14 protein-coding genes are annotated in these 18807 nt (G+C 71.4%); 8 read left to right on the forward strand and 6 right to left on the reverse strand.

Features of this window, described 5'->3' with window-relative positions; translation table 11 throughout:
- Positions 1 to 78: 78 nt before the first annotated feature.
- Positions 79 to 582 carry a transcriptional repressor gene (locus Manayef4_RS19760; RefSeq protein ID WP_023841051.1) on the reverse strand — a complete coding sequence of 168 codons (504 nt, stop codon included), beginning with the start codon at positions 580 to 582 and terminating at the stop codon, positions 79 to 81.
- Positions 583 to 624: 42 nt separating this feature from the next.
- Here Manayef4_RS19760 and Manayef4_RS19765 point away from each other — a divergent pair, with 42 nt between their 5' ends.
- From Manayef4_RS19765 to Manayef4_RS19800, 8 genes are all read left to right on the forward strand, one after another.
- On the forward strand, positions 625 to 1317 hold the full coding sequence (locus Manayef4_RS19765) for a peptide deformylase (protein ID WP_011437057.1): 693 nt from the start codon (positions 625 to 627) through the stop codon (positions 1315 to 1317).
- Positions 1318 to 1548: 231 nt separating this feature from the next.
- Positions 1549 to 2511 carry an LLM class F420-dependent oxidoreductase gene (locus Manayef4_RS19770; protein ID WP_023841053.1) on the forward strand — a complete coding sequence of 321 codons (963 nt, stop codon included), beginning with the start codon at positions 1549 to 1551 and terminating at the stop codon, positions 2509 to 2511.
- A gap of 77 nt (positions 2512 to 2588) precedes the next feature.
- Positions 2589 to 4358, forward strand: a complete 1770-nt coding sequence (locus tag Manayef4_RS19775) for an FAD-binding oxidoreductase (RefSeq protein WP_070132765.1) — start codon at positions 2589 to 2591, stop codon at positions 4356 to 4358.
- Between the two features lies 1 nt (position 4359).
- Entirely contained in the window at positions 4360 to 5130 is a 771-nt protein-coding gene (cobF, locus tag Manayef4_RS19780) for a precorrin-6A synthase (deacetylating) (RefSeq protein ID WP_011437054.1), read from the forward strand.
- A 30-nt stretch (positions 5131 to 5160) separates the two neighbouring features.
- Entirely contained in the window at positions 5161 to 6747 is a 1587-nt protein-coding gene (locus tag Manayef4_RS19785) for an MmgE/PrpD family protein (RefSeq protein WP_070132767.1), read from the forward strand.
- Positions 6744 to 7622 carry a methylisocitrate lyase gene (prpB, locus tag Manayef4_RS19790; RefSeq protein ID WP_023841056.1) on the forward strand — a complete coding sequence of 293 codons (879 nt, stop codon included), beginning with the start codon at positions 6744 to 6746 and terminating at the stop codon, positions 7620 to 7622. Before Manayef4_RS19785 ends, prpB begins: the two co-directional genes overlap by 4 nt.
- 231 nt (positions 7623 to 7853) lie before the next feature.
- Complete coding sequence (locus Manayef4_RS19795; protein WP_083282578.1) at positions 7854 to 9212, forward strand: M20/M25/M40 family metallo-hydrolase; 1359 nt, start codon at positions 7854 to 7856, stop codon at positions 9210 to 9212.
- A 137-nt stretch (positions 9213 to 9349) separates the two neighbouring features.
- Positions 9350 to 9838: a hypothetical protein gene (locus tag Manayef4_RS19800; protein WP_070132768.1), complete on the forward strand. Its 489-nt coding sequence runs from the start codon at positions 9350 to 9352 to the stop codon at positions 9836 to 9838.
- On the opposite strand, the gene Manayef4_RS19805 is transcribed toward Manayef4_RS19800, so the two are convergent.
- From Manayef4_RS19805 to Manayef4_RS19825, 5 genes are all read right to left on the reverse strand, one after another.
- Positions 9823 to 10026, reverse strand: coding sequence for a DUF5703 family protein (locus tag Manayef4_RS19805; RefSeq protein ID WP_011437049.1), 204 nt, complete (start codon positions 10024 to 10026; stop codon positions 9823 to 9825). The two genes, Manayef4_RS19800 and Manayef4_RS19805, sit on opposite strands and share 16 nt — an antisense overlap.
- 209 nt (positions 10027 to 10235) lie before the next feature.
- Entirely contained in the window at positions 10236 to 11486 is a 1251-nt protein-coding gene (locus Manayef4_RS19810) for a hypothetical protein (RefSeq protein WP_175443435.1), read from the reverse strand.
- Positions 11483 to 13282, reverse strand: coding sequence for a glycosyltransferase family 39 protein (locus tag Manayef4_RS19815; RefSeq protein WP_070132770.1), 1800 nt, complete (start codon positions 13280 to 13282; stop codon positions 11483 to 11485). Before Manayef4_RS19815 ends, Manayef4_RS19810 begins: the two co-directional genes overlap by 4 nt.
- Before the next feature lie 355 nt (positions 13283 to 13637).
- Entirely contained in the window at positions 13638 to 15134 is a 1497-nt protein-coding gene (locus Manayef4_RS19820) for an NAD(P)/FAD-dependent oxidoreductase (protein ID WP_070132772.1), read from the reverse strand.
- Between the two features lie 1764 nt (positions 15135 to 16898).
- On the reverse strand, positions 16899 to 18716 hold the full coding sequence (locus Manayef4_RS19825; protein WP_254665752.1) for a glycosyltransferase family 39 protein: 1818 nt from the start codon (positions 18714 to 18716) through the stop codon (positions 16899 to 16901).
- Positions 18717 to 18807: the final 91 nt, after the last annotated feature.

Consider the following 18807-nt stretch of genomic DNA (forward strand, 5'->3'; position numbering starts at 1 on the left):
CGGTACCTGCGAGATTACGCCGGCGCGCGGTCCTCGCCGCGCCGCCGCGGACCCTCGTCATGCGGGCGCGGACCCTCGTCATGCGGGTGCGAGGTCCCCGTCCACGGACGGGGACGTCACCGAACAGGCGCGGCACCGACCGGCAAGGGCGGCGTGGTCGGGCTGCAGGGTGAACCCGACGGTGGTGGCGAGCCGACGCGCGACGTCGTCGAGCAGGTCCGCGGGCACGTCGAGGATCGTGCCGCAGGAGCGGCACCGGACGTGCAGGTGGGCGCCGCCGGTGAGGGCCGCCGCCAGGTGGTAGACGGCCGGCCCGTGGTCGGGGTGGACGTGGGTGACCAGGCCGAGGTCGCCGAGGGTCTCCACCGCGCGATAGACGGTGGTGCGGTGCATGCCCGGGACGATCGTCTCCGCCCGGGCGAAGACGTCGTCAACGGACAGGTGCTCGCTCGTGCCGGCGAGTACCTGGAGCACCGCCCGGCGGGCCGGGGTAACCCGCTCCCCGCGGGCGCGCAACGCGGCGATCCCGGCGGCGGACGGATCGCCACGCCGGCCGTCACGATCCGTCTGACTGTCCTTCACGATCCAGGTGTCCTTCACGATTCACGTGGCACAGTATCCCGCATGACCGTGCTCCCGATCCGCACCGTTGGTGATCCCGTTCTGCGCACTCCGACCACGCTGGTCACGGAGTTCGACACTGCGCTCGGTCGGCTGGTCACCGACATGATCGACACCATGTACGACGCGCCCGGGGTGGGGCTTGCCGCCCCGCAGATCGGGGTCGGGCTGCGCCTGTTCGTCTTCGACGTCGACTACGACCCGCGTGACGAGTCGGTACCACGGGTGCCGCGGGTGGTGGTGAACCCGGTGCTGGAACTCGGCCCGGACCCGGGGCGGCCCGGGGAGACCCAGCGGCCTGGCGGGATCCAGCGGTCCGGGGAGACCCAGCGGTCCGGGGAGACCCAGCGGTCCGGGGAGACCCAGCGGTCCGGGGAGACCCAGCAGCACGGCCCGGAGGGATGCCTGTCCGTCCCGGGGCTGCACTTCCCGACCACGCGGGCGCTGGCCGCGCGGGTCCGCGGGGTGGACGTTACGGGGCAGCCGGTCGAGTACGCCGGCGAGGGCCTGCTTGCGCGCTGCTTCCAGCACGAGGTCGACCATCTCGACGGGATCCTCTACGTCGACCGGCTGACCGGGGAGGCGCGCCGTGCCGCCGTCCAGGCACTGCGCGAGCCGCCGCCGACCCCGGAGCAGGCACGGGCGGCCGGCGAGTACCTGCGGTCGCTGCGCCGGTCAGCCGGGTCGGTCCGGTGACGGTTAGGGCCGATCGGGTCGGTCCGGTGACGGTCTGACGACGGTCGGGTCGCGCCGGTCGGGTCGCGCCGGGGACGGCCGCCGGTCGCCCGACGGGCTATCTTGGTATCCGCCTCGTCCTCGAGGATGCCACCGGCGAGTGCCCGTCTTCGAGGTGTCCCGTCTTCGAGGCGCCCCGTCCTCGATGTGTCCCATCCTGGAGATGCCCCGGTGAGTGGAGGAGTGGCTGCGGTGACCGAGGTCTCCGGCGGGCCGTACAAACGGCCGTTCCGGTTCAACATCCAGTGTTCCTCCCCCGCCGAGGTGAGCGCCCGGTCATGGGCCGACCTCGCCCACCGGGTCGAGGATCTCGGCTACGCGACGTTGACCGTCTCCGACCATCTCGACGAGCAGGTCGCGCCGATCGCGGCGCTGATGGCCGCGGCCGACGCGACGACGACGCTGCGGATCGGCGCGATGGTGTTCAGTAACGACTACCGCCATCCGGTGGTGCTGGCCAAGGAGGCGGCGACCCTCGACGCGCTGTCCGGCGGACGGTTCGAACTCGGCCTCGGCGCCGGCTGGATGACCTCCGACTACTCCCGAGCCGGTCTGCCGCTCGATCCGCCGGGGGTGCGCATCGGCCGGCTCGCCGAGTCCCTCGCCGTCATCAAGGGGATGTTCGCCGACGGACCGTTCACCTACAGCGGCACCCACTACCAGGTCGCCGGCCTGAACGGGACGCCGAAGCCGGTGCAGCGGCCCCACCCGCCGATCGTGATCGGTGGTGGCGGGCGCCGGCTGCTGACCCTCGCCGCCCGTGAGGCCGACATCATCGGGCTGAACATGAACATGGCCGGCGGGGTGATCGACGCCTCGCTCGGCGCCAACGCGACGACGGCGGCGACCGAGGAGAAGGTCCGCTGGATCCGGGAGGCCGCCGGCGCCCGTTGGGACGATCTCACCCTTCAGGTCCGCGTCCACCTCGTCGTCGTCACCGACAACCGCACCCAGGTCGCCGAGCAGTTGGCCGCCGGGTTCGGGCTCACCTCCGAACAGGCGCTCGCGACCCCGCACGCGCTGTGCGGGTCGGTCGACGAGATCGTCGACGACCTCGTCGAGCGCCGCGAGCGCTTCGGCCTCAGCACGATCGGGGTCTCCCTGGACGCGTTGACCGCCATGGCGCCGGTCGTCGAACGTCTCGCCGGCACCTGAGCGGTCCGCCGCCCTCCCCCCGAGCCGTCGTCCCCCCGAGCCGTCGTCCRCTGTCCGTCCCCGTCGAGGAGCCATCGTTGGTCACGCACATGAAGTGGTGGGGCTGGGGCAAGGAGAGTGTCTCCTTCAGCCCCAGTGACAAGCCCGACCTCGCGCCGTTCATCCGTACGCACATCGGGCTCGACATCACCCGCCTGCCGGCCCAGCCACCGGCCTTCGCGGACCTGACGATCGCGGACCCCGTGCTGCCGGAGCCGCTGCGCGCCGCGCTTGTCGACGCCRCCGGCGCGGAGCACGTCACCACCGACGCACAGGCGCGGGTCGTGCACGCCTACGGCAAGAGCCTGCGTGACCTCGTCCGGGTTCGTAACCACGACCTCGGCCGACTGCCCGACGTCGTCGTCTACCCGGGAGACGAGGAGGCGGTCCGGGCGGTGCTGGCCGCGGCGCTGGCCGCGGACGCGGTCGTCATCCCGTTCGGCGGCGGCACCAACATCTCCGGCAGTCTCGAGGCGCCGCGCACCGAGACCCGCCCGGTGATCTCCGTCGACCTCGGCCGGCTCGACCGGGTGCTGGAGATCGACGCYGACGCCCGCCTCGCCCGCGTACAGGCCGGTGCCCTCGGCCCGGGTCTGGAGGAGCAGCTGGCCGCGCAGGGCTGGACGCTCGGCCACTTCCCGGACAGCTTCGCCCACTCCACCCTCGGCGGCTGGATCGCCACCCGCTCGTCGGGCATGCAGTCCGACAAGTACGGCGACATCGCGGAGATTACCAGGGCGGTGCGGGTCGTGACCCCCGCCGGGGTACTCGTCACCCGGCCCGTGCCCAGCCAGTCGACCGGCCCCAGCGTGCGGGAGATGATCCTCGGCAGCGAGGGGCGGCTCGGGATCATCACCGAGGCCACGGTGCAGGTGCATCGAGTGCCCGAGCAGCGCGTGATCCTCGGCTACTTCTTCCCGACCTGGGACGCGGCACTGCTGGCCATGCGGGAGATCGCCGCGAGCGAGGCCGCGCCGACGGTCACCCGGGTCTCCGACGCCAACGAGACGCGGTTCTCCTTCGCTACCCGCAAGCGCGGCTCCCTGGCCTCAAGTCTCGTCTCGGCCGGTATGAAGCAGTACCTGCGCCGGGTCCGCAGGTACGACCTCGACCAGATGTGCCTGTCGTTCATCGGCTTCGAGGGTTCACCCGCGCACGTCAAGGCCCAGCGCAAGCTGGTCGGGGCGATCGTCGCGCGCCGGGGCGGGATCTGTGTCGGCACCGGCCCGGGGCAGCTCTACGACCAGAAGAAGTTCGACACCCCGTACATCCGGGACTTCCTGCTCGGTCAGGGCGCGATGGCCGACGTGTCGGAGACGTCGACGTCCTGGTCGCAGCTCGGCCCGCTGTACCGGGGGGTGGTCGCGCGGGCGAACAAGGCGTTCGCCGAGATCGGTGTGACCGGTTGGATCATGTGCCACCTGTCGCACTCGTACCACTCCGGGGCCTGCCTGTACTTCACGTTCGCCTATGCCTCCCCGGTGACGCTGGAGGCGATCGACGGGTACGACACGGTGAAGTCCGCGATCCAGCAGGGCTTCATCGAGCATGCCGGCACCCTGTCCCACCACCACGCGGTCGGCGTCGAGCACGCGCGCTGGCTCGCCGACGACATCTCACCAGCCGGCGTGCGCCTGCTCACGGCGCTGTTCGACGGCATCGACCCGGGCCGCAACCTCAACCCCGGCAAGATCGTCCCAGGGGTGGACGTCGCCCCGGGCCTGGCGGATTCGGCGGGCCCGGATTCGGCGGGCCCGGATTCGGTGAGCCCGGATTCGGTGAGCCCGGCCGGGTCCGATCCGCGCTGAGATGCGCACGATCCTCGTCATTGGCATCGGTGCCGGCGACCCCGACCAGCTGACGATCCAGGCCGTCAAGGCGCTGAATCGGGCCGACGTCTTCTTCGTCCTGGACAAGGGGGCGGCGAAGGAGGACCTGGTCCGGCTGCGGCGGGAGATCCTCGACCGGCACGTCGAGGGGAACGGCTACCGGATCGTCGAGGCCCGTGACCCGAGCCGCGACCGGTCCTCGACGGACTAYACCGCCGCCGTCGAGGACTGGCATTCCCGCCGGGCCGCACTGTACGAGCGGATGATGCTCGACGAGCTGGGCGAGGATGGCTGCGGGGCGTTCCTGGTCTGGGGTGATCCGTCGCTGTACGACAGCACGCTGCGCATCATCGACCGGATCGTGGCGCGGGGCGTGGTGCGGTTCGACTACGAGGTGATCCCGGGGATCACCAGCGTGCAGGCGCTCGCCGCCCGCCACCGGCTGATCCTGAACCGGATCGGCGGCCCGGTCGAGATCACGACCGGTCGCCGGCTCGCCGCCGGATTCCCGCCGGGGGTCGACGACGTCGTCGTCATGCTCGATGCCGAGAACACCTTCCTGACCCTGCCGGCCGACGACGTCGACATCTACTGGGGCGCCTACCTCGGCACCCCGGACGAGGTCCTGCTGCACGGTCCGGTCGCCGAGGTCGGCGGGCTGATCGAGCGGACCCGCGCCGAGGCCCGCGAGCGTAAAGGCTGGATCATGGATACCTACCTGCTCCGCCGCCGTGAGGAAAGTGGCCGGTGAGAACCGTGGAGACGGCAGGGGGAATGTCCGATGAAGCTGCACGAGGTGCGCGCCCGCCGGTCCGTCGAGGCGCCGCCCCGGCGTGACCAGCTTGCCTGGAAGATCGCCGAGGTCGCCGCCGAGCGGGTGCCGGTGCCGCCGGAGGTCGTCGAGATGATCGGCAACCGAATCATCGACAACGCGGCGGTCGCCGCGGCGGCGCTGACCCGCGGCCCGGTCGTCGCGGCCCGCGACCAGGCGCTCGCCCATCCGTACACCCCGGGAGCGACGGTCGTCGGCGTCGAGCGGGCAGTACGGGTGTCGCCGGAGTGGACGGCCTGGGCGAACGGCGTCGCCGTGCGGGAACTGGACTTCCACGACACCTACCTGGCCRCGGACTACTCCCATCCGGGCGACAACATCCCCCCGGTGCTCGCCGTCGCGCAGCACACCGGCCGCGGCGGCGCCGAGCTGGTCCACGGGATCGCCACCGCGTACGAGATCCAGGTCGACCTGGTGACCGGCATCTGCCTGCACGAACACCGCATCGACCACATCGCCCACCTGGGCCCCTCCGCCGTCGCCGGGATCGRTGCCCTGCTCGGCCTGCCCCCCGAGCCGATCTACCAGGCCGTCGGCCAGGCGTTGCACACGACGACGACCACCCGTCAGGCCCGCAAGGGCGAGATCTCCACCTGGAAGGCGTACGCCCCGGCCTTCGCCGGCAAGACGGCGGTGGAGGCGGTCGACCGGGCGATGCGCGGCCAGACCTCGCCGGCGCCGATCTACGAGGGGGAGGACGGGGTCGTCGCCTGGCTGCTCGGCGGCCCGGACGCGGTGTACCGGGTGGCGCTGCCGGAACCCGGCGAGCCCCGTCGGGGCATCCTCGCCACCTATCCCAAGGAGCACTCCGCCGAGTACCAGAGCCAGGCGCTGATCGACCTGGCCCGCCGGCTGCGTACCCGGCTGCCCGGGACCGGCTCGTCTCTCGGGGCCGGCTCGTCTCTCGGGGCCGGCTCGTCCACGGCCTCCTCCGAAGCCTCCTTCGAGGTCGACGTCGCGGCGATCCGCCAGATCGTCATCCACACCAGCCATCACACGCATCACGTGATCGGCACCGGCGCCGGGGATCCGCAGAAGGCCGATCCGACCGCGAGCCGGGAGACGCTCGACCATTCGATCATGTATATCTTCGCGGTGGCGCTGCAGGACGGGACGTGGCACCACGAACGTTCCTACGCCCCCGAACGGGCCGCCCGGCCCGACACCGTCGCGCTGTGGCACCGGATCCGCACGGTGGAGGATCCGCAGTGGACCCGCCGTTACCACGCGACCGACCCGGCCGAGCGGGCCTTCGGCGGGCGGGTGGAGGTCACGCTCGTTGACGGGACGTCGATCGTGGACGAGATCGCCGTCGCCGACGCGCATCCGGCCGGGGCCCGGCCGTTCCGGCGTGCGGACTACGTCGCCAAGCTGCGTACGCTCGCCGAGGGGGTCGTGTCGGCCGCCGAACAGGACCGGTTCCTCGACCTGGTCGGCCGGCTCGACACCCTGACCCCGGCCGAGCTCGCCGGGCTGACCCTCGTCGCCGACGCGCTCGCCCTGGAAACGGGCGGGACGAGGGGGGTCTTCGCATGATGGTGCCGGCCGGCCGGCCCGTCGCGGACAAGCGGCGGATGCTGCGGGCGGGTCTCGCCTCCGGCCGCCTGCAACGCTGGCCGGGCGCGTTCGTCCCGCTGGTCGCGATGAGCATCGAACGGACCGGTTTCGACGGCGTCTACGTCTCGGGGGCGGCGCTGTCCGCGGCGCTGGGACTGCCCGACGTCGGGCTGACGACGCTGACCGAGGTCGCCGCGAGTGCCGGGCAGATCGCCCGGGTCACCGACCTGCCGACCCTCGTCGACGCCGACACGGGATTCGGTGAGCCGCTGAACGTGCACCGCACGATCGGGCTGCTCGAGGACGCCGGGCTCGCCGGCTGTCACCTGGAGGACCAGGTCAACCCGAAGCGCTGCGGCCACCTGGACGACAAGGCGGTCGTCGGGCGCGACGAGATGGTGCGCCGCCTGCGCGCCGCGGTGGCGGCCCGCCGCGACGACGCCTTCGTGCTCTGCGCCCGCACCGACGCCGTCGCCGTGGAGGGGCTGACCGCGGCGATTGACCGGGCCCGTGCCTACGTTGACGCCGGCGCTGACATGATCTTCCCGGAGGCGCTCGCCGACGAGCGGTCGTTCGCGGCGTTCCGGGCCGCCGTCGACGTGCCGATCCTCGCGAACATGACCGAGTTCGGGAAGTCGCCGCTGCTCACCGCGGCGCAGCTGACGGACCTCGGGGTCAATGCCGTCATCTATCCGGTGACGACGCTGCGCGTGGCGATGGGCGCGATCATCCGGGGGCTCGCGACGCTCGCCGCCGAGGGCACCCAGGCCGACCTGGTCCCGGCGATGCAGACCCGCGCGGAGCTCTACGACCTGCTCGACTACGCCGGCTACGGCGCCGCTGACATCCTTTGACATCCTTCCGGTGGAAGGCTGCCATCCGTCGCAGGACGGGGACCAGCGTCGCCACCGCGGCCATCACACGATAGCCCGCCGGGGGCGTCCCGGACCTGTCAAGGTCGAAAGCGCTTATGGCGGTCACGCACCGCAGCCGGGGGTCGATCGCCTCAAGTTCCGCGCAGCTGTCGATGCCCCAGGAGACGGTCGCCCCGGCGGCTGCACCCCCGACGGGGCAGACTAGGCGGCATGGCGAGTGCGTCCACGACCCCCCCCGACCGCACCGGTGGCCTGCGCCTGCCGGTGACCGCCCCCTCCGCGGAGGGCGAGGTGGTCGAGCTCTGTCGGGAGATGCTCCGCTTCGAGTCGGTCAACCGCGGCAACGGCGACGGCAACGAGCGCCCGATCGCGGAGTACGTCGCGGCGAAGCTCGCGGAGGTGGGCCTTGAGCCGACCCTGCTGGAGTCGGCCCCGGGCCGCACCAGCGTGGTGACCCGGGTGGAGGGGGCGGATCCCTCGCGTGCGCCGCTGCTCGTCCACGGTCATCTCGACGTGGTGCCGGCGGATGSCAGCGAGTGGCGCCTGCCGCCGTTCGCTGGCGAGGAGGCCGACGGCTGCCTGTGGGGTCGGGGCGCGGTGGACATGAAGGACATGGACGCGATGACCCTCGCGGTCATCCGCGACATCGTCCGCACCGGCCGCAGGCCACCCCGGGACCTCGTCGTCGCCTTCGTCGCGGACGAGGAGGCCGGCGGCGTCCTCGGGGCGCGCTGGCTCGTCGAGAACCATCCCGACCTGTTTGCCGACTGCTCCGAGGCGATCAGCGAAGTCGGTGGGTTCTCCTACACCGTCTCYGACGACCTGCGCCTTTACCTCATCGAGACGGCGGAGAAGGGCATCGCCTGGATGAAGCTGACCGCTGCCGGCCGGGCCGGYCACGGTTCGATGATCAGCGATGACAACGCGGTGACGGCGCTGTGCGAGGCGGTGGCGAGGCTCGGCCGGCACACCTTCCCGCTGGTCATGACCCCGACGGTCCGGGTGTTCCTGAACTCCCTCGGGGAGGCGCTCGGYATCGAGTTCGACCTGGACGACCTGGAGGCGACCGTCGCGAAGCTCGGCCCGATCGCCCGGATGATCGGTGCCACGTTGCGTAACACCGCCAACCCGACCCAGCTCGAGGCCGGTCACAAGGTCAACGTGATCCCGGGCGAGGCCACCGCCTACGTCGATGGTCGCTATCTGCCCGGTCAGGAGGAGGAGTTCATCCGCCAGCTCGACGAGATCCTCGGGCCGGACATCCGTCGCGAATGGGTCGTCCACGACCAGGCGTTGGAGACCAGCTTCGACGGCGCGCTGGTGGAGGCGATGGCCGCGTCGCTGCGCGCCGAGGACCCGATTGCCCGGGCCGTGCCCTACATGCTCTCCGGCGGCACGGACGCGAAGTCCTTCTCCCGGCTCGGCATCCGCTGCTTCGGGTTCTCCCCGTTGCTGCTGCCGCCCGACCTGGACTTCTCCGGCATGTTCCACGGGGTGGACGAACGGGTGCCGCTCGACTCGCTGCGCTTCGGCGTCCGCGTCCTCGACCGCTTCCTGCACGCCTGCTGACCGGACCTGCCGGTACGGACCTGCCGGTACGGATCTGCTGACCTGAACCTGCCGGTACGGCTTGACGAGATGCCGCTGTCCGCGCGCGGGGCACCATCCGCGTAGGAGCCATCGTCGATGCATGACATGATGGGGGTATGGCTGGCGATCCGCTGTCCAGCATCGGCCTCGGAGCTCCGCTGGACGCGGACGCGGACCATCCCCGGGCCACCTACGCCTATCTCGTGCAGGTCAGCCGGGACGGCAGCGTATGGATCGCCGATCGGGCCGAGCCGTCCGGGGGCATCGAGGTCAGCGTGTTGTCCGCGCTGGAGGTCGCCCGGCAGGTTCTGCGTCGCCGGTTTGTGCAGCTGCGGGCCGATGACAGCGCCCATTGGAGCGATCACTGGTTCCGGGTCGACGTCTGGACGGTGGAGCGGTCCCGGAAGGCGGATACCGGCGACGCCGGAGCCGGCGCAACTGGAGCCGGCGCAACTGGAGCCGGCGCAACTGGAGCCGAGGTGCCGGCCGGATGGGCGTTGTCGGGACGGCATCTGCAGACCCGGGGGATCGCTCCGGACGTGGTCGAGGTGCGCACGCCCTCCCAGGTCCGCTGCCAGGTGGGCGGCTGTCAGGTGGGCAGATAGCCGGGCAGGCCGCCGGGGCGCCGACGGCGGCGCAGCACTACCCGCCGGGAGCCATCCGGGAACAGCCGTAGGCGTTCGAGCTCCCAGTGGCCGAACTCGGCGTGCATCGTGAGGATCTGGACGGCTGCCCGGCGGTCCGTACCCGGCGGCAGGTACAGCCGCTGGTACTCCAGCTCTACTCCATCCAATGCGGCCTGACCTCGTGGTTGCGAGCGGAGGATGACCGGCTGCGTGTGGTGTGGTGTGGCGTGGGATGGCGACCGATCATCGTGCGGTCCCCCTCTACGTTAACCGTATCGCCATCTTCTGGAAGGGCTTCTGGAAGCGCTCGCGAGATGATGCGGGCCCAGCGCGCCATCCACCGACGCGCGGCCGGTGGTCAGGGCACGGCCGGTGGTCAGGGCACGTAGGAGAGGGTGAAGGCCAGCGTCGCGTAGAGGGTCATCGCGGCCGTGGTGGCGGCGAGCGTGAAGGTGAAGATCTCCCGCCGGGCGGTGACGAGCGCGGCGACCAGCAGGAACGGGAACGCCCCGTAGACGTACCGCTCGGCGGAGTCCAGGTTGCTGCCGGTCAGCACGGCAGCCAGGACCAGGGCGCTCCACACCGGGTACGACACTGGCAGCCGGCGCGCCATGACCACCAGCCCCACGAGCGCCAGGAGCAGCCACGGCACGTGCAGCGCCGTGCCCAGCTCGCCGGAGAAGGCGCCCCGCGCCGCGTCCCACAGCACCGCCAGCGGGTTCGAGCTGCTGCCGTGACGTGCCGCGTCGCGCTGCAGCGTGAACGGCGCCAGCCCGTCACCGTAGGAGTGCGCCGACCACAGCAGGTAGATGCCGGCGCCGGCCACCGGGGCGAGCACGGCGAGTAGTCGACGCAGCCCGTCGCGGGCGGTGAGCGTTCCAGCCGTAGGCGTGGTGGCCGGCGTGCCAGGGCCGGGGCCGGGGCCGAGCCGGCGGACGAGCGGCCAAGGCAGCCCCCGGGCCGCCTCGAGAAGCACCGGCACCGCGAGGATCAGACCGAGGGGGCGACACAGGCCGCCGAGCAGGCCGGCCACGGCCGCCAGTTCCCAGCGCCCGCTGCGGGCACCGAGGAACACCGCCACGGCCAGCAGCCCGGCGAGTGCCTCGGCGTACCCCATGACCAGGACGAAGGCGGGTGGAGCCAGCGCGGCGAGCCAGATGAGCCGGGTGGTCGCCTCCGGGGCGAACCCCTCGAACCGGGCGAGCCCCACCAGCAGCAGCGCGAAGACCAACGCGCACACGTTGACCACGACCAGGAGCACGACGCCGACGTGGGCGTCGGCTCCCGGCAGCTTCGACAACCCCCGCACGAGCAGCGGCAGCAGGGGAAAGAACCGGCGGCTCTCGGCCCCAGCGCCGCTGTACCCGACCTCGGCAATCGTCTTGTACCACCCGGCGTCCCAACCGAGCAGGTCGGTGGTGCTCAGCTGCGCGCCCTGCTGCCCGCGGGCGTTGTCGGCGATGTACCTGGTCAGCGCCAGGGCCGCACCGACCGCCAGCCGGGCCGCGAGCCAGGCGAGCACGACCTCGCGCAGTTGCCAGCGGTCCTCCCAGCGGGTGGCCGCATGCCGGCCGCCCATGCCGCCACCTACCCGATGATCATCCGGCAGGGCCTCGGTCGCGGTCAAGAGGCCCGGAACCGCAGCAGCGCGTAGTTCTCGTAGACCTTGGCCGGCAGACCCTGCTTCATGACCTCGTCCGCGAGTGGCCGGGCCTCCTGCAGGGTGGTGCGCACCACCGTGCACAGCTCCTCGTAGGTGCGGTATGACCCGGAACCGGCGAGAAAGACGGTGTGTTCCGGACCGGCCTCGGCGAGGGCGCRCCGGGCGATCGCGACCCCGTTGGCCGATTCGTTGCGCTGCTCGTAGTCGACCCAGTCGACCCGATCCGGCGGTGCGTAGGTCGGCACGACGTACACCTTCATCCAGTTCGRCACGGTACGGGCGAGGCCCGGTCCGAGCTGGTCCGGRCAGACCAGCATCACATCACCGGGCCGGGCGGTCCGCTCGAGGACCTRCGCGGCCTCGGTGGCCTGGCTCCGCTCCCGGTGGATGTCGGAGGTCCCGGCGAGCAGACCGGTCAGGGCGGCGACGGCGACCACTCCATGGAACACCCGCCGATCGGTGATGATCGTCGCGCCGAGCCCGATGACCAGCAGGAACGGCACGAAGGCGGTGGCGGTGTACCGGTCGGCCCAGGCGTTGCCGACCACCTTGCCCGCCGTCACCGCGACGACGAGTGTGCCGGTGGCCAGCAGGAACAGGGTCCGACCCGGTTCGAGACCACGCAGATCGAGAAGGATGAACCGGCTACCCGCGGGCCGGCCGGCGATGCCGGCGGCGGCGAGACCGGTGATCAGGAACAGCAACAGGCGACCCAGGGTCGTCGGGCCGCCGGCCCACTGGCCGTAGGCGTGGGAGATCGCGGCATAGCTGGCGGGCTCGCCCCAGGGGGTGCCGGTGTGGGCAAGCTGGTCGAAGAAGTCGGGCAGCCACGGGGCGAAGACCAGCCCGCCACCGACGATGCCGAGCAGCCCGAAGACCGGCCCCCGCCGCTGCGGGGTGAGGAAACGGGTCGGTGTCCGGTGACTGTGGGGGGCGCCCCGGCCCCGGCTTCCCGGGCTTCCCGGGCTTCCCGGGCTTCCCGGGGCGGAACGGTATCCGGGTACACCTGTCGGGCCCGGATCGTTCGCCGAGGCGGTCATGCCGCYCGGCACACCCGCCGGGTCCGCCGCGCCCGCCCCGCGCCGGATCTGGCGCGCGACCCACCACGGACGGGCCACCAGCAGCAGGACCAGCCACGTTCCGACCGTGAGCAGCASGTAGAGGCACCAGTAATGGGTCAGCGCCAGGCCTCCCGCGCAGAGCGCCAGGGCGATCGTCGATCTGATCGACGGTGCCCGCAGGACGCGCTCCAACGCCAGTCCACCCAACGCGGTGAGCAACACGATGAGGCTGTACATCCGGGTCTCGGTCCCGAAGTACAACGCGAACGGCGACGTGAGGTACAGCACGACGCTGACCCGCGCCGCCCGCTCGCCGACCACGCGGCGGGCGAGCAGGAACAGCGGCCACGCCGCACCGATGTTGATCAGCGCGGACAGGGAGCGGACCGCGAAGGTGCCCTCGCCGAACGCTTTGATCCAGCCGTGGAGCACCAGGTAGTACAACGGCGGTGAGCCGTCCCGTAGCAGGCCGTCCCACATCGTGAAGGCCGACCCACGCAGGGGCAGGCGGGCGATGGCGACGCTCTGCGCCTCGTCCAGCCAGAGTGCCTGGCTGGCGGTGAACCGCACGATCACCGAGACGGCGAGGAGCACCCCCATCACCGCGGTGAAGATCCGTCCCGCACGGCCGGATGCGTTCCCGACCTGGTCGACCGGCTCGGGGATCTGCTCCGCCGGCCGGACCGCGACATCCGTCACGGTCAGTCCCTTCCGTCCACATTGACCGGACTGCGACGGGCCGGCCGGTAGACGATCGGCCGGCCGGGCAGGGCCGCATCCGGTACCAGTCTCGCGTGGCGCGCCCCTACGCCTCGATGATGTTCCGGATGGGTGATGGGACGCGGCCCGTCCCATCACCCATCCGATCCGTACCCGGTAATACCGGGTACGTCCCCGGCCATGCCGGCCGGCCCCGGAAGTGGAGCGGGCGCCGACGGTGAAACGCGCCCGACAACCTGCCCGACAACGCGCCTGACATTGTGGCGGCGTCCGTCGAACCCGTGCCCCGGACGAACCCGTCCCGGATGAATCCGTGCTCCGGACGAATCCTCCGTCAGGACCGGGCGATGCCCCGGGCCGGCGACGAAACCTCCTCGTGGTAATCCTCCTCGACGTTGACCTCCCACACATCGTGCTTGGTGCCGTCGATGATGTTCTGGACCGTGAGCATCGCGGTGAGCATCGAGTGGTCCTGATTGTTGTAACGGTGCATGCCGTTACGGCCGACCGGGTGGACGTTCGGCGTGTTCTCGGCCAGCCAGGCGCGGATGATATCGACGTTCTTCTTGTAGTGTAGGTCGTAGTATGGATATGCCTTCGGCATGCGTACGACGAAACCCTCTTCCACCTGCTGGGCCCTGATCAGACCCAGCTCGACGAGTTCTTTCGTCCCGAGCGCGACCAGTTCCTCATCGGAGGCGTTCCAGGTCTCGTCACCCTCGAAGACGAAGTACTCCAGGCCGAGGCAGGTACGCCCGTCCTTGACCAGGAATGGCGACCAGGAGGCGAAGTTCTGGATCCGGCCGACCTTGACGGTGGGGGAGTGGATGTAGATCCAGTTGTCCGGGAAAGCGGCCGAGGCCGGCACCACGAGGGCGATGGTGAGGAAGTCGCGGTACTTCAGCGCGTTCGCCGCGGCCAGCACGTGGGCCGGTGCCGGCGGGTCCATCACCCGGACGAGGGAGGAGAACGACATCGACGAGATGATCTCGTCGGCCTGGTACTGGTACTCGCTGCCGAGGTCGGAGCGCGAGGACTCCGGGGCGCCGGCCCCTGGGCCGTACCCGCCGGTCACGGTCGTGGTGACGCCGGTCGCGCGGCCGTCGGCATGGTGGATCTTGCGGACCTTCTCCTCGAAGACCACCCGGCCACCCTGCTTAATGATCTTGTCGGTGGCGGTCTCCCACATCATTCCGGGCCCGTACTTGGGGTACTGGAACTCCTCGATGAGGGAGGTGATCTCCTTCTGGTTCCGCTTCGGTAGGACCGCGTTCACGATCGCGTTCATCATGGACAGGCTCTTGATGCGCTGCGCGGCCCAGTCCGAGGGCATCTCRCTCACCGGAACGCCCCACAGTTTCTCGGTGTAGGYCTTGAAGAAGGTGCGGTAGAGCCGCCAGCCGAAACGGGCCACCAGCCAGTTCTCGTAGTTGCTCTGGTCCTGCGGCGGCCGGATCCGGGCCGCGGCGTAGGAGGCGATGCAGCGCGCCGCCTCGACCAGGCCAAGCCCGCCGAGCGCGTTTCCCGCCTTGAGTGGGTAGTCGAAGAACTTCCCGTTGTAGTAGATGCGGCTCGATCGGGGGCGCAGCAGGAAGTCCTCGTCCGGCAGGATTTCGTGCCAGAGCTTTTCGACCTCGGGAACCTTGGTGAAGAAGCGGTGGCCGCCGATGTCGAAACGCCAACCTTCACGCTGGGCCGTACGGCTGATTCCGCCGACGACCGAGTCACCCTCGATAATCGTCACGGGGACGTCCCGTTTCACCAGCTCCCAACCGGCGGTCAGACCTGCCGGTCCGGCTCCGATGACGACTACCTCTGGCTTTTCGGTCACTGTGCCGGACCTCTCCTCAACACACACTCATGGTCACTCGGGTGGACGGACACCGGGCATCGCGCCACCGGGACGCCGGGCCCCTGGGACCGGTCCTGGGTCGCAAGTGTTGCATGGCGCGAGCGGAGACCCGTCCGCACCCCCTCGACCTGTCCGCACCCCCTCGCCCCGACACGATGCGATGATCCGTTATACGTCCGCCCTATTCCCATAACGCGCCTCCGCGCCGCCTGATCGAGTGGGGCTCTGGCATCGTGCGCACATGGGATTGTCGATACCCGGCCAACGGGCACCGCAGACCTCGCCTCCCCCGGACGGGCCGGTTCCTCCGGGGCGGGTGATGCCGGCGATTCTGGTCGGTTGGTGCGCGGTGGCCGGTGGCATCGCGGCCAAGGACGGTCGGTACGGCGCCTGGGCGCTGTCGAGTGTCCTGGTAGGTTTCGCGGCGGTGGTCCTGGCGGTCGTGGCCACCGCCGGCACCAGCAGCACCGCCGGCACCAGCAGCACCGCCGGCACCAGCAGCACCGCCGGCACCGCCGTGGCCGTGCGCCCGCGCGGGTGGTTCGGGGCGTGGCTGCTCGTGGCGGTCGTGATCGGCGTCGCGCCGCTCGTGCGCCGTCCCCGCTACTACGCCGCCGGCCGGTTCGCCACGGCGGCGGACGTGCTCGCGATCCTCGCGGGCCTGCTCGCCGCCGGGTCGATCATGGTCATGCTGCACCACGTCGGCCGGGGGCGTCGGATCGGCCGGGAGCACCACCGGGGCCGGGGCCGGCTCGATGTGCTCGCCTCTCCGTGGGTGTTCTGGCTGGTCCTGGCCTTGGCCTGTGCGGCGGGCGTCGCTACGATCCGCGCCGCGCCGACGCCCCGCATCGACGTCTTCCACCTGCTCCAGGTCTCCGCGGCCGGCCTGTCGCACGGGGCCGACATGTACCGGCAGCAATGGGCGCCGAGCCGGGCCGAGTACCCGGTCGACGGCCTGTTCGACGTCTACCCCTATCTACCGGTCACGTCCGTGCTCYTGGCTCCCTTCCGGCTTCTGCTCGGTGACGTCCGTTACGGCCTGCTGCTGGCCCTGGCGGTGGCGGCGGTCCTGATCCGCGCGGTCGCGGGACGGGCACCCGCGGCGCCGGCGGTGGCCGCGCTGCCGTTGCTGGTCGTCGTGTTCCCCGAGTCGATGTACGCCCTGCAGCAGTCCTGGACCGAGCCGTTGCTCGTGGCGTGCCTGGCGGCGACGGTGTGGGCGTCGACGAGCGGGCGGGGACGGGTGGCGGTCGTCACGTTCGCGCTCGCCCTGGCGACCAAACAGCACGTCGCGCTGCTGATCCCCCTGGCGGCGGGCTACCCCGCGTTCGGGCCCCGCCGGACGGCCTCGGCCGCGGCCGCGGCGGCGCTCCTCGTTGCCCCCTGGGTGCTGGCCGGTCCCCGGGACTTTCTCGACGACGCGGTCTGGACGAACCTCCACTACGAGGTGCTCGCCCACTCGCTGTCCCTGCCGGGCCTGGCGTCGCATTTCGGGGTCACGCTCGGATTCGGCTCGACCGCGGTCGCCCTCCTCGGTGCCTACACGGCGRCCTGGCGGGCTCGCGGGGACGCCACCGGGTTCTGCCTGGGGGCGGCGTTGGTCCTGCTCACCCTGAACCTGATGAACAAGCAGACCTTCTTCAACCACTACACGTTGCCGATGGGTCTGCTCGTGCTGGCCGTCGCGGCCCTCGCCGTCGACGACCCCGCCCGCGCCGTTGACGACCCCGCCCGCGCGGGCGGTCAGCGCAGCGTGGAGAACCGTTCCAGCGACGCGCCCTCGTACAGGTTGCGCCGCTCGACCTGCACGGTGCGGTCGCGCAGCGTGGCGAGTTGGTCGGACAGCACGGCGCAGGCGCCCTCCAGGAACCGGTAACCGTCCGCGCGGACGAGCAGCACGGCGTGGCCGGGGCCGGCCAGTTCGTTGACCTCGGCCGCGAAGCTGGTGCCGTTCGCCCGTTTCATCCGGTCGGCGTAGTCGACCCAGTCGACGAGCGCCGGGCCGGAACTGTCCGCGTACACGATCTCCCGTACCGTGACTTCGCCGTGCCGTTCGATTGCCCGGTGCACGGCCGGGCCGAGCTGGTCCGGGCAGTAGGCGACCACGTCTCCCGGCCGGGCCAGCGCGACGATCCGGCCCGCGATCTCCCCGGCCTGGGTGCGTTCGGTCCGGGCGAGCTGCCACCCGCCGAGCAGGCCGCTGAGCGAGGCGACGATCAGTACCCCGGCCCGCACCCGCCGGCCCGGCAGTTGGGCGATGCCGAGCGAGGCGAGCAGCAGGCAGGCCGGCAGGGCGATGCCGGTGTAGCGCTCRGCATATGCGCTGCCGCCGAACATGTTCACGCAGTAGGCCAGGACGAGGGGGACCAGCCAGATCGCGGCCAGGTAACGGCCCGGCACCCGGCCGGAGACCTTGACCGCGAGCTCCCGCCCGTCCGGACGCGCGGTCAGGCCGATGAGCGCGCCCCCGAGCAGCACGATGCCGAGCAGCGCACCGGTGGAGGTCGGGCCGGCCCAGTCGAAGACCGTGTCCAGCAGCACCTGGGCCTGCACCTTGGGCGCCCAGGGCGTTCCGGTGTGCAGCATCTGGAACAGGAACGACGGCATCCACGGCGCGAACAGCACGGCGGAAGCCGCCATCGCGGCGAAGGCCCGCAGGGTCACCTGCCGGTACTGGGGTCRCCGCCGGGCCTGTAGCAGCATGAACGCCGCCACGGTGAAGATCAGCAGGAACGTCCAGTAGTGGGTGTAGACGAGGGCGGCGGTCGCCAGCGTCAGCATCGCCAGCCGTGCCGGCTCGGAGCGTTCCAGCGCCCGCACGGTCGCGAGCCCGAACACCAGCACCAACAGGACGACCAGCGAGTACATCCGCGTCTCGCTGCCGTAGCGGATCGCGTAGGGAGAGCAGGCGAACATCAGCAGGGTCGCCAAGCCCACCCAGGCGTCGGCGTCGCGGCCACCGTTGCCGGCCTGGAAGGCCGTCCGGCCCACCCGCCGTCCGGCCAGCCACGCCGCCGGCAGCGTCGCCAGCGACAGCACCCCGGACAACGCCCGGACGGCGACGTCCCCGTCGCCGAACACCGCGATCCAGGCGTGCAGCAGCAGGTAGTACAGCGGCGGTGAGCCGTCGTGCCGCAGCGCGTCGAGCAGCTGTGGGACGGGGCGCGAGGCGATGGCGACCGTCAACGACTCGTCGAGCCACAGATGGCTGGGGGTGGCGAACCGCATCAGCGCGCCGGCGGCAACGGCGAGTATGACAGCGACTACCAGCAGCTGCGGGCTGGCCGCCGCGATCCGCGCCACGGCGGTGGTCGTGCGCGCGGTCCCGGGCGTGATGACCGTCCCGGTCGTGACATCGGCTGTGGCGCTGTTCGCGGCTGTGGCGCTGTTCGCGGCTGTGGCGCTGTTCGCGGCTGTRGCGCTGTTCGCGGCTGTGGCCACGACCGCGGTCGCGGTCACGTCCACCGGCGCCTGGGGGCGGCGGGGACCCGAGAGCACCGCCGGCCCGGATCCGGTGTCCTGGCCGACGGTTGGACTCCCGGATGCGTCTACGTTCACCATGCCCCCTCGTCTGCCACGATCTTGCCTCCTGTCAGAGAACCGCCTTCCGTCGGGTGGCCGCAGTCGCCTGCTGGCGGGGATGTACGCCCCG

The organism is Frankia sp. CgMI4 (genome assembly GCF_001756285.1).
GTDB lineage: Bacteria > Actinomycetota > Actinomycetes > Frankiales > Frankiaceae > Frankia > Frankia casuarinae.

Excerpts from the sequence above, each read along its gene's own strand:
- Manayef4_RS19765 (WP_011437057.1), top strand. The coding sequence starts at position 625 with ATGACCGTGCTCCCGATCCGCACCGTTGGTGATCCCGTTCTGCGCACT.
- prpB (WP_023841056.1), top strand. The coding sequence starts at position 6,744 with ATGATGGTGCCGGCCGGCCGGCCCGTCGCGGACAAGCGGCGGATGCTG.
- Manayef4_RS19800 (WP_070132768.1), top strand. The coding sequence starts at position 9,350 with ATGGCTGGCGATCCGCTGTCCAGCATCGGCCTCGGAGCTCCGCTGGAC.